Source organism: Variovorax sp. V15 (genome assembly GCF_041154425.1).
In the GTDB taxonomy this organism is placed as follows: Bacteria; Pseudomonadota; Gammaproteobacteria; order Burkholderiales; family Burkholderiaceae_C; genus Variovorax; species Variovorax guangxiensis.
Genome location: NZ_AP028659.1, coordinates 2,034,386 through 2,048,522 on the forward strand (window position 1 = coordinate 2,034,386; position 14,137 = coordinate 2,048,522).

The 14,137-nt window shown below is 68.7% G+C and carries 14 protein-coding genes; 7 read left to right on the forward strand and 7 right to left on the reverse strand.

What is annotated here, in order from left to right; translation table 11 throughout:
- Positions 1-65: 65 nt before the first annotated feature.
- The 3 genes from ACAM57_RS09550 to fhuF all read right to left on the reverse strand — a co-directional run bounded on the left by ACAM57_RS09550 (position 66) and on the right by fhuF (position 4,259).
- Entirely contained in the window at positions 66-1,379 is a 1,314-nt protein-coding gene (locus tag ACAM57_RS09550) for a lysine N(6)-hydroxylase/L-ornithine N(5)-oxygenase family protein (RefSeq protein WP_369661481.1), read from the reverse strand.
- A complete protein-coding gene (locus ACAM57_RS09555; RefSeq protein WP_369661482.1) occupies positions 1,366-3,432 on the reverse strand; it encodes a GNAT family N-acetyltransferase in 2,067 nt (688 codons plus the stop codon). Before ACAM57_RS09555 ends, ACAM57_RS09550 begins: the two co-directional genes overlap by 14 nt.
- Positions 3,433-3,500: 68 nt before the next feature.
- Positions 3,501-4,259, reverse strand: a complete 759-nt coding sequence (fhuF, locus tag ACAM57_RS09560) for a siderophore-iron reductase FhuF (protein WP_369661483.1) — start codon at positions 4,257-4,259, stop codon at positions 3,501-3,503.
- A 184-nt stretch (positions 4,260-4,443) separates the two neighbouring features.
- Between fhuF and ACAM57_RS09565 the strand changes: the two genes are divergently transcribed.
- The 3 genes from ACAM57_RS09565 to ACAM57_RS09575 are packed head-to-tail and all read left to right on the forward strand — an operon-like array spanning position 4,444 to position 7,022.
- Entirely contained in the window at positions 4,444-4,683 is a 240-nt protein-coding gene (locus ACAM57_RS09565; RefSeq protein ID WP_126024811.1) for a hypothetical protein, read from the forward strand.
- A gap of 60 nt (positions 4,684-4,743) precedes the next feature.
- The gene (locus ACAM57_RS09570; protein WP_369661484.1) at positions 4,744-6,423 is read left to right on the forward strand and encodes a cyclic peptide export ABC transporter; all 1,680 of its coding nucleotides are present in this window, start codon (positions 4,744-4,746) and stop codon (positions 6,421-6,423) included.
- Positions 6,424-6,461: 38 nt separating this feature from the next.
- The gene (locus ACAM57_RS09575; protein WP_369661485.1) at positions 6,462-7,022 is read left to right on the forward strand and encodes a Fur family transcriptional regulator; all 561 of its coding nucleotides are present in this window, start codon (positions 6,462-6,464) and stop codon (positions 7,020-7,022) included.
- A 6-nt stretch (positions 7,023-7,028) separates the two neighbouring features.
- Here the strand turns inward: ACAM57_RS09575 and ACAM57_RS09580 are convergent, their stop codons facing one another.
- Complete coding sequence (locus ACAM57_RS09580) at positions 7,029-8,456, reverse strand: FAD-binding oxidoreductase (RefSeq protein ID WP_369661486.1); 1,428 nt, start codon at positions 8,454-8,456, stop codon at positions 7,029-7,031.
- A complete protein-coding gene (locus ACAM57_RS09585) occupies positions 8,453-8,896 on the reverse strand; it encodes a DUF2069 domain-containing protein (RefSeq protein WP_126024815.1) in 444 nt (147 codons plus the stop codon). Before ACAM57_RS09585 ends, ACAM57_RS09580 begins: the two co-directional genes overlap by 4 nt.
- Between ACAM57_RS09585 and ACAM57_RS09590 the strand changes: the two genes are divergently transcribed.
- The gene (locus ACAM57_RS09590; protein WP_369661487.1) at positions 8,895-10,106 is read left to right on the forward strand and encodes a YihY family inner membrane protein; all 1,212 of its coding nucleotides are present in this window, start codon (positions 8,895-8,897) and stop codon (positions 10,104-10,106) included. The genes ACAM57_RS09585 and ACAM57_RS09590 overlap by 2 nt on opposite strands.
- Here the strand turns inward: ACAM57_RS09590 and ACAM57_RS09595 are convergent.
- Positions 10,103-10,441 carry an Mpo1-like protein gene (locus ACAM57_RS09595; protein ID WP_126024817.1) on the reverse strand — a complete coding sequence of 113 codons (339 nt, stop codon included), beginning with the start codon at positions 10,439-10,441 and terminating at the stop codon, positions 10,103-10,105. The two genes, ACAM57_RS09590 and ACAM57_RS09595, sit on opposite strands and share 4 nt — an antisense overlap.
- 102 nt (positions 10,442-10,543) lie before the next feature.
- Here ACAM57_RS09595 and ACAM57_RS09600 point away from each other — a divergent pair, with 102 nt between their 5' ends.
- Both ACAM57_RS09600 and ACAM57_RS09605 read left to right on the forward strand, forming a co-directional pair.
- A complete protein-coding gene (locus ACAM57_RS09600; RefSeq protein WP_126024818.1) occupies positions 10,544-10,936 on the forward strand; it encodes a thioredoxin family protein in 393 nt (130 codons plus the stop codon).
- A gap of 18 nt (positions 10,937-10,954) precedes the next feature.
- Positions 10,955-11,617: an NmrA family NAD(P)-binding protein gene (locus ACAM57_RS09605; RefSeq protein WP_369661488.1), complete on the forward strand. Its 663-nt coding sequence runs from the start codon at positions 10,955-10,957 to the stop codon at positions 11,615-11,617.
- Here ACAM57_RS09605 and ACAM57_RS09610 read toward each other — a convergent pair.
- Entirely contained in the window at positions 11,601-12,572 is a 972-nt protein-coding gene (locus ACAM57_RS09610) for a LysR family transcriptional regulator (protein ID WP_369661489.1), read from the reverse strand. The genes ACAM57_RS09605 and ACAM57_RS09610 overlap by 17 nt on opposite strands.
- 137 nt (positions 12,573-12,709) lie before the next feature.
- Here ACAM57_RS09610 and ACAM57_RS09615 point away from each other — a divergent pair, with 137 nt between their 5' ends.
- Positions 12,710-14,137 (forward strand): M20 family metallopeptidase, encoded by a 1,428-nt coding sequence (locus ACAM57_RS09615; RefSeq protein WP_369661490.1) that lies wholly within the window; start codon positions 12,710-12,712, stop codon positions 14,135-14,137.

Genomic DNA, 14,137 nt, shown 5'->3' on the forward strand with positions numbered 1-14,137 from the left:
TGGGGTTAATAAGAACTATTCTTATTAAGTGTATCACCGAGTCACCGAGCCGCGTCTTTCCGATGTCAGATGACTGCAGTGGCGCGCGACGCGCGTTCCGCCGCCTGCGCCTGCTGCTGCAGCGGGCGCGGGTTCGCGTTCAGCAGCGCTTGACCGATCTCGTCCGAGCGGATCGCCGTGACCGACAGCAGCGTGTCGCTCAGCCCGTGGCTGGTCTCGCAGGCGCCCTGCAGGAAGATGCCCGGCTTGAGCTCCGGCGTGCCCTGCAGTCGGTAGTGGCGGTCCACCGTGAAGTCGCCCAGGTAGGGCGCGAGCGGATCGAGCAGCGTCCGGTGCGCGTCGCGCGCGTAGCCCGTGGCGAGGATCACCACGTCGTAGGCCTGGTTGCCGCGCTCCCCGCTGTTGAGGTCGTGCAGCGACAGGTGGACGCCGTCCGCCGCGGCGTGCACCGCGGTCACCTCGTGGCGGCGCAGGAAGCTGTGGCGCGCCACGCCCGCCACGCGCTGGCGATAGAACACGTTGAAGATCTGCTGGATCAGCTCCAGGTCGGGCGCCGCGTAGTTGGTGTGCCAGAACTCCTCCAGCAGCTCGGCGCGCTCGGGCCCGGAGCGGTTGAAAACGAAGTCGGTGAAGTCGGCGTTGAAGATCTCGTTGACGAAGGGGCTGTCGTCCGAGGGCTTGATCGAACGCGCCCGCATGATCAGGTCCACCGCCGGCTTGTTCGGATGGCTCTGCAGGTCCATGAAGATCTCCGCCGCGCTCTGGCCTGCGCCGACGATGGCAATGCGCTTCGCGTCGGGGTGTTTCGCGATCGCCTCCAGGTAGCTGCTCGAATGGAACACGCGCACGTCGTCCCTGAAGGGCTGGAAGCGCGCCGGAATGTTCGGCACGCCGCCCACGCTCACCACCAGGTTGCGTGCCAGCCGCTCGCGCACCGTGCCATCGGCCTGGCGCGAGCGCACGCGCAGCATCTGCACCTCGGTGCCGCGCATCTCGGGCACCACTTCGAACACGGCCTCGCCGTAGGCGCAGCGGTCCTCGAATTGCGCCGCGGCCCAGCCCAGGTAGTCGTTGAACTCGTGGCGGCTCGGGAAGAAGGTCTTGAGGTTGACGAAATCCTGCAGGCGCTGCTTCTCGTGCAGGTAGTTCAAAAAGGTGAAGCGGCTCGCGGGGTTGCGCAGCGTCGCCAGGTCCTTGATGAAGGAGATCTGCATGTGCGCGTTGTCCAGCAGCATGTTCTTGTGCCAGACGAAGCCCGGCTGCTTCTCGATGAACAGCGCGTCCACGAACTGGCCGTGGTGGCGCTTCTCGTCGAGGGCGATCGCCAGGGCGATGTTGGACGGGCCGAAGCCGACGCCGATCAGGTCATGGATTTGCATATGAGGGGTCCTCGGTGGGAAGTTCGGCGCGCTCGGCCGAAGTTGGCGAAATGGTCGACTCCCCTTGGGGAATCCAGAGAGCCTCGCCGAAGAAGCGTTCGCGCAGCAGCATGCCCAGCATGGCCCGCTTGTGCGGAAAGTCGAACTCCTTCACGTGCGCATAGCCGCAGCGGCCCAGGCTCTTGATCATCTTGTGGTTGTCCGCGCGCGGCTCGATCACGATGCGCTGCGTGCGGCAGTCGTCCAGGAAGAGGTAGTGCGACACCGACGGCATCCACGCCGTGAGGAAGGGCTTGCCGCGAAAGCGCGCCTCGCCGATCAGCGCGTGCCAGCCGCGGTCGTGGTCGCCCGCGTCGTAGAAGGGCGCGATGCGGTCTTCCTTGGCCCAGTACACCTCGAAGTAGCCGAAGGCTTCGCCGTCGAGCCGGCCGATCAGCCCCGTGACGCGCGGGTCGGCCGCGATGGCGTCCAGGTACGCGCGATGCTTCGCGAGGTCGCCCTGTTCTTCCCAGAAGTGCGCGACCACCGGGTCGTTCATCCAGCGGTTGAAGGCGGGAAGGTCGCGCTCGATGTCCACGGTGTCGAGCGTCAGCGTCTGCGACAGCCACGGAATGTGGCGCTGGTAGACCGTGCCGACGGGCTTGGCGGGCCGCAGCGGATGCCGCTTGCCCTGGCTCATCACATGGCGCTGCGCGAAGGGCTCGCGCGGATTGCACTGCCACACGCGCGGCAATTGCCAGAAGGTCTCGCGCACCACGCTCGGCAATTGCCCGGCGGAAGGGGCGACCGCCCCGGCATCGATCAGCCGGGCGATGCACGACGATGGCACCTGCAACGGCAGCGTCTTGCACTTCGGATGGCGAACGAAGACGGCTTCGATGGCCGCCAGCAGATGGGTCTCCTGCGGCTCCGTGTCATTGCCCTGCGGCCATTCCAGACGCAACGTGCCGGCCTGCTCGCGCAATGCCCAGCGGCTGCTCCGTTCATTGCCGCTTTGCGGGCCGACCGTGAGCTTCACGCCGTCGAGCCGCGCTTCGAGCGGCTGGCCGTCGGGGTGCGCGTGGAACACCCATGCGCCGATCGCCGGGGGCGTCGCGGCAACTGCCGGCCGCTGGAAGGCCTCGGCCAGCACCTGCGCGAGCGACGAGCGCAGCGCGTCCGCTTCCTCCACCACCTGGCTCAGCCGTGCGAAGTCATGGACCATGCCTTCGTGCACGGCCAGGTGCGTGCGCACACCGGCATCCTGAAGGCGCCCGGCGTAGGCCTTGCCTTCGTCCACCAGCGGGTCGTATTCCGCCAGCACGATGTGGGCGGGCGCAAGGCCGGAGAGATCCTTCGCGGCGAGCGGGGCGAAGCGCCAGTCGTGGCGGTCTTCGTCGCTGCGCAGGTAGTGGCCGAACATCCATTGCAGCGTGCGCTGCTCGAGCAGGTGCCCCTTGGTGTAGCGCTGGTGCGAGTCGCTGTCCTGTCGGATGCTGGTGCAGGGATAGAGCAGAAGCTGCAACAGCGGCTGCGGGCGCCCGGCATCGCGCGCGGCAATCGTCAGCGCCGTGGCCAGCGTGCCGCCGACGCTGTCACCGCCGAAGGCCACGCGGGAGGTGTCCAGGCCGAGCGAGCCGCCGTGCACCGCGAGCCACTGGGCGGCATCTTCGGCATCGTGGAAGGCGGTCGGAAACTTATGCTCGGGCGCGAGGCGGTAGTCGACCGCCAGCACCGCGCACGCGGCGTTTTTTGCCAGCGTGCGGCACAGGGCGTCGTGCGAGTCCAGCCCGCCGACGACATAGCCGCCGCCGTGAAAGTAGAGCAGGGTGGGCAGCGGCGCGCCCGTGGCTGCGCCGCGATACAGCCGCGCGCGCAGCGGCGCGCCGTCGCGGGCGCGCAAGCCGATGTCCTCCACGGGCAGGTCGGGGCCCACGCCGTCGAGCGCCAGCGTCGACTGGTCGTAGCTGGCGCGCGCCTGCGCGGGCGACATGTCGCACATCGGGGGGCGTCCGTCCTCCTCGGCGATGGCGGCAAGTTCGAGGAAGGCTTCCAGGTCGGGATGCAGTGGCATGGTGGATGTCGCGGTTGCATCCATGAACGGATGCTTATCCGCAAAAGACGCACGGCGCGGCTGTTTGTTTAGGCGCGGTCCCGCGCCTTGCGGAACTCCGGCGCCAGCGGACACGCACCGCAGTAGCCCTCTTCGGGCAGCAGGTAATAAAGACAGCACTGCCGGTGCAGCGTGACGGGGACCGGCGTGCCGGACTGCATCCGCACCACCTCGCGCGGCACCGTGAACATCGGGTTGTCGGCGCAGCCCCAGCGCGGCTGGTGCAGCAGGTGGTCCAGGTCCTTTGCAATGGAGGGAGCGTGGCCGCTGAGCAGCAGGCCCTGCTGGAGTACGGGCTCCAGGTAGCGCGCGGCATTGCCCCACAAGATCTTGGGCGCGATGCGCGTGAGTCGGGTCAGCTGCGCGAAGAGCGGCCCGAGGTGCTCGAAGAGCAGCGCCGTATAGCGCGCTGCGGTGTCGGTGCCGGGGCGCGCGTGCCCTTCGTGCGTGATGTGAAAGCGCTGCGGCACGGCGCCGTCTTCGAAGCTGATCCACACCCGCTCCGGCGCCATCGGAAATTCATGCTGAAGCAGGCTGGCCGCCGCGGCCACCGGGGGCAGCAGGGCATTCAGGTAGTGCATGCTCCAGGCCGAGGCCACCGGCCGCAGGTCGGGCCTGCGCACACGGCGGTGACGGGCGTGCTGCTGCAGAAGCGCGGCAAGAAGTTCCGACCTGGCGATCAGCTCGGCCACCTGCACGGCGCCCGCGGGCGGCTGCGGCGCGCAGGCCAGCGTTTCGCCGTAGACCGCCCACTCGCCTTTGAAGATCGGTGCCAGCAGGGGAATCATCGGAAGAAAAGACAGGGCGTGGCCGCGCAAGTCGTGCTCATCCAACAGGAGACGGACGAGCCGCCCGAAGGTTTAGTGCGGCGCAATAGTTCACGAAATTGCGACGTGGAGATGACATGCGCTAAACATCCGACGGCGGGTCGCGTCTATCCACGCATCCACAGCAGTCCAGGCGTCAGATGCGATGAACTCCCGTCACCACGTTCCTTCCGATCCGGCTTTCAGCGAGGCCTGGCGGCTCTTTCGCGAGCTGCACGATGCGCCGTCGCTCGAGCGCGCGGAGAAGCTGGTCCTGTGGCTGGGGCGCGATGCCCGGCACGTGCGCGCGCTCGACGATGCCCTGACCCTGTGGGCCCTGGCCGGCGCGGTCATGGTCGGGTCCGCGCCCGGCGACGAGCCGTGCCAGAAGCCGACCTTGCAGTAAGCAGCAAGCGGCGGGCCGGCCGCCGGCTAAACATTCCGGCCGCCGCAGCGTCATACCGGCATGCAAACCCAACCCGCCAGCGCCAAGGCCACCGATCTGCTCCGGCTGCTGAAACCCTTCGCTCCCTGGATCCTGCTCTCGGCCGTTACCGGCATCGCCGCCGGCGCAGCCACCGTGTCGCTGCTGGCGACCATCAACGAGGTGCTCAGCCGGCCCGGCGGCATGGCCGGCGGACTGCTCCTGACCTTCATCGGGCTGTGCGTGGTGGCGCTGGTCGGCCGCGCGCTCTCGGACATGTCGAACAACGTCGTGGGCCAGCGGCTGGTCGCCCAGGTGCGAAAAGACCTGGCCCTGAGGATTCTCGCGGCGCCCATCGACGCACTGGAGCGCTACCGCATGCACCGCCTGATGCCCGTTCTCACGCAGGACGTGGACATGATCAGCGACGTGGCCTTCATGCTGGCCGCCACCATGATCTCGCTGGCCATCGCGCTGGGGTGCCTCGGCTACCTCGCGTGGCTGTCGCCGGCGCTCTTCGGCCTGCTGGTGGTGGCCATGCTGATCGGCGTGGCCATCCAAAGCTGGGCCCACGGGCGCGGCATCGCGGGCTTCTTCCAGTCGCGCGAAAAGGAAGAGCTCCTGCACAAGGCCTATCGCGGCATCAGCGAGGGCGCCAAGGAGCTGCGCATGCACCGCGCCCGCCGCGCCAGGGTGTACGAGGGGCAGATCGCCCAGACCGTCGATGCGATCCGCGACATCAACCGCCGCGCGATCAACACCTTCGTGCTCGCCACCTCCTTCGGTTCGGCGCTGTTCTTCCTGCTGATCGCGCTGATACTCGGCTGGGCCGCATGGCGCACGACCGATCCCGTTGTGCTCAGCGGCTTCGTGCTGGTGCTGCTGTTCATCAAGGGGCCCATCGACCAGATCGTGGGCGCGCTTCCGCACCTGGGCCGCGCCAAGGTGGCCTTCGGGCGCATCGCCGACCTGTCGGCGCGCTTCGCCACGCCGGAGCCGCACCTGCACCTCGACTCGCCGCCTGCCTCGCCTCCGCTGCGCGACGCCATCGAGCTGCGCGGCGTGCGCTACGCCTTCGATGCGCCCGAGGGCGGCGACGCCTTCGTGCTCGGCCCTGTCGACCTGTGCATCGGCCGCAGCGAGATCGTCTTCATCGTCGGCGACAACGGCTCGGGCAAGACCACGCTCATCAAGCTGCTGCTGGGCCTGTACGCGCCGCAGCAGGGCGAAGTGGTGCTCGACGGCAGGCCCGTCACGCCCGAGACGCGCGACGACTACCGCCAGCTCTTCACCACCGTGTTCTCCGACTTCTACCTGTTCGAGGACCTTGTCGCAGGCGAGGAAGGCGGCCACCAGGCGCTGCCCGAAACCGCGCTGCCCTACCTGCAGCGGCTGGAAATCGCACACAAGGTCTCGGTGAAGGACGGCGCCTTCAGCACCACCGACCTGTCGACCGGCCAGCGCAAGCGGCTCGCGCTGGTGCACGCCTACCTCGAAGGCCGCCCGGTGCTGGTGTTCGACGAATGGGCAGCCGACCAGGACCCGACCTTCCGCCATCTCTTCTACACAGAGCTGCTGCCCGAGCTGCGCGCCAAGGGGCACTCGCTGGTCGTCATCTCGCACGACGACCGCTATTTCCACGTGGCCGACCGCATCGTGCAGATGAAGGCCGGGCGCGTCGCGCAGGTCACGGCCACGCCGGCGCAGGGCCTGGCGGCCTGAGCGCCGTCAGACAAGGCAGATCAGGGGCGGACGAGCCAGTGGCAGTTTCGGCAGCAATGCAGTACGCGGCGGCGCCCGCGAACGAGGGCTTCTCTGTGCAACTGCGCAGCATGGGCATACGGCCCACGGTCATCCGCCTGTGCGTGCTGCAGACGCTGGCCGAGAGCGGTTCCGAGTGGCTGGGCGGCGAAGAAGTGTTCCGCCGCATGCTCGCGCGCGGCACCGCCACCGGCCTTGCCAGCGTCTACCGCGTGATCAAGGAGCTGGAGCAGGCCGGCCTCATCCAGCGCGAATGGGAGCGCAGCCTGGGTGGCGTGCGCGCGGTGCATCGCCTGCGGCGGCCGCAGGCGCTCGAAGTCACTGTGCGGCTGAGCTGCGGCGGCTGCAACGCCAGCGTCGAGGTGGTCGACGAAGCGCTGCACCAGGGGCTGATGCGCGCGGCGCAGGCGCATGGCCTCAGCGCCGGTGGACCGGTCACGGTGCATCTGGGTTGCATGAAGGCGGACTGCGCGCGCTGCGACGACGCACTGCCGGCCGCGACCAGCATGCAGAGGGCGGACACGGCGCGGGCCGCGTCCGTCAAGCTCCAGGTCCGATAGGCGCGGCTAGACCCGGATCACCCGCCCGGGGTTCAGGATGTTCTTGGGGTCGAGCCCGCGCTTGATCGCCCGCATCATCTCCAGCGCCACCGGCGACTTGTGCTTCTCGAGCTTGTCGACCTTGAGCGAGCCGACGCCGTGCTCGGCCGAGAACGAGCCGCCGAACTTCTCGACCGCGTCGTACACCAGCGTGTTGATGCGCTCTTCCTCGTTCTTCAGGAAGGCCTTGGTATCGACGTTCTCCGGCGCCTGAACGTTGTAGTGCAGGTTGCCGTCGCCCAGGTGGCCGAAGTTGACCAGCCGCACGCCGGCGATCTCGCGCGCCAGCAGCGCGTCGGTTTCCTCGACGAAGGCCGGGATGCGCGACACCGGAATGGAGATGTCGTGCTTGATGTTCAGCCCTTCCTCGGCCTGCGCGAGCGGGATGCTCTCGCGGATGTGCCACAGCTGGTGCGCCTGCGTGAGGTTCTCGGCCACCACCGCGTCGGTCACGCAGCCGTCCTCGAAGGCGGTTTCGAGCAGTGCCTCGAAGCGCGAGCGGGCATGGTCTTCGGATTCGCTGTCGGAGTTTTCCAGCAGCACGCAGTACGGCACCGCCTCGTCGGCGATGAAGGGCACGCGCAGCTGCGGCATGTGCTTGTCGACCAGGCTCAGTGCGAAGCGGCCCATCACCTCGAAACCGGTGAGGCCCGAGCCCAGGTGCTTGTGGGCAAGGCCCAGCAGCGTCACCGCGTGGTCCAGCGAGGGCACCGCGGCCCAAGCCGTGAGCTGCGCCGCCGGCAGCGGATAGAGCTTCATGGTGGCGGCGGTGATGATGCCCAGCGTGCCCTCGCTGCCGACGAAGAGGTCGCGCAGGTCGTAGCCGGTGTTGTCCTTGCGCAGGCCGCTGGTGCCTTCCCAGATCTCGCCCTGCGGCGTGACCACCTCCAGGCCCAGGCACAGCTCGCGCGTGTTGCCGTAGCGCACCACCTGCGTGCCGCCCGCGTTGGTGGCGAGGTTGCCGCCGATGGTGCAGCTGCCCTCGGCCGCGAGGCTCAGCGGGAACAGGTAGCCGGCCTTCTCGGCGGTTTCCTGCAGCGTCTGCAGGATGCAGCCGGCCTCCACCGTCATGGTGAGGTTGGCGGCGTCGATGGTGCGGATCGCGTTCAGCCGCTGCAGGCTCAGCACCACCTGCGTGCCGCTGTCGTCGGGAATGGAGCCGACCGCGAGGCCGGTGTTGCCGCCCTGCGGAATCACCGCCGTGCCGGCCGCGGCGCAGGCCTTGACCACGTCGGCCACCTGCCGGGTGTTGGCCGGCCGCACCACGGCCAGCGACTTGCCGCGGGAGCGCTTGCGCCAGTCCTGCTCGTAGGCGGTGAGGTCGCCCTCGTTCAGCACATGCGATGCGCCGACGATGGCGCGCAGTTGTTCGATCAGGTCGGTGGTAGAAGTCATTGGGCGGAAGCCTCCAGTTGGCGGGCAGCGTTCTTGGCGTGGCGCAGGCGAAGCCGCACATGCCAGGCGCAGGCGGCGAAGAGCACGAGGCACAGCAGTACCTCGACGAGCGCGAGCACCTGGCTCACGCCGCTGGTGTCGCTCCAGGCGCGCACCACGCCCTCGGTGAAATAGAGCCAGATCATCAGGCTGACCCAGCGGTAGGTGTACATGCGGTTCTTCCAGAGCCCGGCGAGCGGAATGACCAGCGGCAGCACCTTCAGCGCCATCAGCGAGCCGCCGGGCCGCAAGGGCGCGAGCCACAATTCCCAGGCCAGGCCGAGCACGATGAGGCCGACGACGCTGCCCACGGCGGCCCAGCGGGTGGCGCGAACGGAAGATGGAGGAGGCGGGGTGTCGGACACGGGTGGCGGGGACGCTGCGAAAAGAGCGGATGGCATGATACCGGCCATGAATCGTCGGCAACTCTGGAGGGATCTTTCGCGCTTCCCGTGGCGCAACACGGCAGCGGTGCTGGGCGAGCGCTTCCGGGAAGACCGGCTCGGCCTCACGGCCAGCAGCCTGACCTTCACCACCACCATCGCGATGGTGCCCTTCTTCACGGTGGCGCTGGCCCTGTTCACCGTGTTCCCGATGTTCGCGAAGATGCAGGGCCGGCTGCAGCGCTGGCTCATCGAAAGCCTGATTCCAGACAATATCGCGCGGCAGGTGCTGGGCTACCTGAACCAGTTCGCGAGCAAGGCCAGCGGGCTGGGCATCGCGGGCCTGATCGTGCTGCTGATCACCGCCATCGCGCTGATCCTCACCATCGACAAGACGCTCAACAACATCTGGCGCGTGCGCACGCCGCGGCCGTTCGCGCAGCGGGTGCTCATCTATTGGGCGGCCATCACGCTGGGGCCGATCATCCTCGCGGTGAGCCTCTCCACCACTTCCTACGTGGTCGCGGCCACCAGCGACGTGGTGGGGCGCGGCATCGTGAAGCTGTTCTTCGACACCTTCGAGTTCATGCTGCTCGCGGTCGGCATGGCTTCGCTATACCACTACGTGCCCAACACCAACGTGCGCTGGTCGCATGCGTGGGCCGGAGGCATCTTCGTGGCGGCGGCCATCGAGATCGCCAAGCGCGTGCTGGGTTATTACCTGAGCCTGGTGCCGACGTACTCGGTGCTGTACGGCGCCTTCGCGACGGTGCCGATCCTGCTGGTGTGGATCTACGTGGCCTGGGTGATCGTGCTTCTGGGCGCGGTCATCGCCGCCTACCTGCCCAGCCTGCTGACGGGCGTCGCGCGGCGCGGCGGCACCGCCGGCTGGCCCATGCAACTGGCCATGGAAACGCTGCAGCACCTGGCCCGAGCACAGGCCACGCCTGCCAAGGGCATGGGCGCGACCGAACTGGTGACGCGCATGCGCGTGGATGCGCTGCAGCTGGCGCCGGTGCTCGAGACGCTGGTGGCGCTCGACTGGATTGCGCCCCTGGCGGAAGAACCCGCCAACGAAGATCCGCGCTATGTGCTGCTGGCCGACCCGTCGACGCCCATCGAGCCGCTGCTGAAAGAGTTGCTGATGCCGCGGGCCGAGCCGCTCGAAGACCTCTGGCAGAAAGGTCCGCTGCGCTCCCTGAGGCTGGGCGACGTGCTCCTGATCTAGATCTTCACGCGTCCCAGCCAGATGTCCCGGTACATCGCCCAGTCGCCCATGAAGGAATAGAGCGGCCGCTTGAACGAGGCCGGCTTGTTCTTCTCGAAGCCGAAGTGCCCGACCCACGCGAAGCCGTAGCCCGCCACGAGGCCCGCCAGCAGCCACAACGGATTGAGCGTGACTATCAGCGCCACCAGGCACAGCAGCGAGATGGTCGAACCGGCGAAATGCAGCCGCCGGCAGGTGATGTTGGCGTGCTCGGTCAGGTAGAAGGGGTAGAACTCCGCGAAGCTCTTGAACTGGCGCGGATCGACGGCAGATGCAGGGGCAGTCGTGGTGTTCATCGTGCGAGTCTCCTGTACCCTGCGGGAGGGCTTTGTCCATAATAGCCACGACCTCCCGGCCGTACCACCCGGTCTTCCGATCACACCACCGACGCATCAGCCTTGAGCGCTCTTCCAAGCCTTCCAAGCACCCCCGAATCCGCCGGTCCGGCCGGCGATGCGCCTTGGGTCGTCTGCCTCTGCGCCGAGTGGTGCGGCACCTGCCGCGACTACCGCCCGCTGCTCCAGGAAGTGGCGCGCGCGCATCCGCAGTTCCGCTTCGCCTGGGTCGACATCGAGGACCACGCCGACATCGCCGATGCCTTCGACGTCGAGACCTTCCCGACCCTGCTGGTCGCCGGCTCCGACGGCACGCGCTTCCTGGGCCCGCTCCTGCCGCATGCCGAGACGCTCTCCCGCATGCTCTCGGCGCTTCAGCCGCCGCAGCCTTCCAGCCTCGACGTCGACCTGCTGCTGGCGGTGCTGAACAAGAAGCCCGCCGTCTTCGCGGTCTGACCGGCCGGAGCCCTTCCCATGAAAGTCCTGATCTTCGGCGCCACCGGCATGGTGGGGCAGGGCGTGCTGCGCGAGTGCCTGCTGGCGCCCGATGTGGAAAGCGTGGTCGCGGTCGGCCGCAACCCAACAGGGCAGCAGAACCCGAAGCTGCGCGACCTGGTCCACAAGGACATGTACGACTACGGCGACATCGAATCGCAGCTGCAGGGCTTCGACGCCTGCTTCTTCTGCCTCGGCGTGTCCTCGGTGGGCATGAAGGAGCCCGAGTACAAACGCATCACCTACGACCTCACGCTGGCGGCAGCCACCGTGCTCGCGCGGCTCAACCCGGGCATGACCTTCACCTACGTGACGGGTGCCGGCACCGACAGCAGCGAACGCGGCAGCAGCATGTGGGCCCGCGTGAAGGGCGCGACCGAGAACGCCCTGCTGCGCTTGCCGTTCAAGGCGGCCTACATGTTCCGCCCCGGCATGATCCAGCCGCTGCACGGCATCCGTTCCAAAACGCCGGTCTACGACGCGGCCATCGTCGTGCTCAAACCCGTGCTCGGACTGGCCTTCCGCCTCTGGCCGAACCGGGTGACCACCACCGAGAAGCTGGGCCGCGCGATGCTGGCCGTGGCGCGCAAGGGCGCGGCCAAGCCGATCCTCGACCCGGCGGACATCAACGCCCTGGGCTGATCTCTTCTTTCTTCGCCGCGCCGGAAGCCCGCGCGCGCCCCAGCTTGCGGCGCCCCGCGCTGGCGATGGCCGTGACCAGGTGCCGAACGAAGTCCTGCGCCAGCGGCGGCAGCGTGCGGCCTTCGAGCGCCAGCACCTGCAGCTGGCGCTGCTGCAGCGGTGCCTCCGCGAAGGGCCGCGCCACCACCGTGCCTTCGTCGATCAGGTGCATCACCGTGAGCAGGCCCGAGAGCATCACATCGGGCGTGCGCAGCAGCGGCAGCAGCACCGAGGAGAAATTGCTCACGAAGAGCGCCCGGTACTGCAGCCCCTGCAGGCTGCAGGCCTGGTCGAAGAGCTGGCGCGCGGTCACGCCCTTGTCGCCCACGGCCAGCGGATAGCGCACCGCGTCGGCCACCGACACCACGCGCTGCCGTGCCAGCGGGTGGTCGGGCCGCAGCACGGCGTACACCGGCGCGGTGGCCGAGTGCTCGATCTTCAGTCCGGGCTCGGGCGCGACCACGTACTTGAGCGCGATGTCGGTCTCGCCGCGCGCCAGCAGCGCACTCACGCCATCGGGCGAGCCCACGTGCAACTCCAGCTGGCAGCCCGGGTTCGCCGATTCGAAGCTGCGCATCACCAGCGGCATGAAGTGCCCTGCGAAGCCTTCCGTGCAGGCCATGCGGATGCGCCGCGCGCTCTGCCCGCCGAGGTCGCGTACCTGCTCGACCACCTGTTCGATGTCGAGCTGCGCATTGCGCAGGTGTGCCGCCAGCCGTTCGCCGGCTGCCGTGAGCGCCATGCCGCGCGCATGCCGTTCGAAGAGCGGCGTACCCAGGCTGTCTTCGAGCTTGGCGATCTGCCGGCTCACCGCCGACGAGGCCACGAAGAGGCGCGCCGCCGCCTGGTTGACCGAGCCGCTGCGCGCCACTTCGAGGAAGTGCCGCATCGGGATGCTGAGCAGCGGAAGCGTCATGACGGGCTGAAATGTCCGGAGTGTTGCCTTCAAGGCAATGTTAGCTTGCCAAAACGATGCTGGAAGCATCGGCCTTCAGACCTTGTACTTGCTCTACCCGTCACACGGGAAGACACAGAGAGACAAGGACCCCTTTCATGCCACGTTCAGACAGCCTCGTCGCCGCAGCCGCCTACTTCGACGCAGGCGGCTTCTTCGCCGACCTCCAGCGCCGCGTCGCCTTCCGCACCGAGAGCGACACCGGCGCCGCCACGCCCGCGCTGGAGGCCTACCTGCGCGAGGAGATGATCCCGCCCCTCGCCGCACTCGGCTTCGCCTGCGAGGTGGTCGCCAACCCGGTGCCCGGCGGTGGGCCCTTCCTCATCGCGCGCCGCGTCGAGGATCCGTCCCTGCCCACGGTGATGACCTACGGCCACGGCGACGTGGTCAGCGGGCAGGACGCGCACTGGGAAGAGGGCCTGGCCCCCTGGGCGCTGACGGCACGCGGCGAACGCTGGTACGGGCGCGGCACGGCCGACAACAAGGGCCAGCACAGCATCAACCTGGGCGGCCTCGCGGCGGCGCTGGAAGCCCGTGGCGGCCGCCTGGGCTACAACGTGACCTGGCTCATCGAAATGGGCGAGGAAGCCGCCTCGCCCGGCCTGCACGCGGTGTGCGAGCAGCAGCGCGACAAGCTGCGCGCAGACCTGTTCATCGCCAGCGACGGCCCGCGCGTGAGCGCCGCGCGGCCCACGCTCTTCCTCGGTTCGCGCGGCGCGGTCAATTTCAGCCTGCGGCTGCGCGCCCGGCCGCGCGGCTATCACTCGGGCAACTGGGGCGGCGTGCTGGTCAATCCGGGCACGGTCGTCAGCCATGCGGTGGCCTCGCTGGTCGATGCGCGCGGGCGCATCCTCGTCGAGGCGCTGCGCCCGCCGCCGGTGACCCAGGCGGTGCGGGATGCGCTGGCCAGCATCGCCATCGGTGGCGGCGCGGACGACCCCGAGGTCGACGAGGGCTGGGGCGAGCCCGGCCTGAGCCCGGCGGAGCGGCTGGTGGCCTGGAACACCATCGAGGTGCTGGCGCTCGGCGCGGGCTCGCCGCAGCGGCCCGTCAACGCGATTCCCTCCGAGGCGGTGGCGCACTGCCAGCTGCGCTTCGTGGTCGGCACGCCCTGGCAGGACCTGCAGGAGATCGTTCGCGCGCATCTCGATGCGCACGGCTTCGGGCAGGTCGAGGTGCAGGTGACGCTGACCGGCGCGGCGACGCGGCTCGACGTCGAGAACCCCTGGGTGGGCTGGGCGCGCAAGTCCATCGAGGAAAGCAGCGGCCGGCGGCTCGATCTGCTGCCCAACCTCGCCGGCTCACTGCCCAACGACGTCTTCGCCGACCTGCTCGGGCTGCCCACGCTGTGGGTGCCGCATTCGTACCCCGCCTGCGCGCAGCACGCGCCCAACGAGCACCTGCTCGCGCCGCTGGCGCGCGAGGGCCTGCAGATCATGGCCGGCCTGTACTGGGACCTGGGCGAGCCGGGCCTTGCGCCGTGGGCTGCAGGCCGTCTTTCGCAATCCGCTTCCACTCTCTCCTGA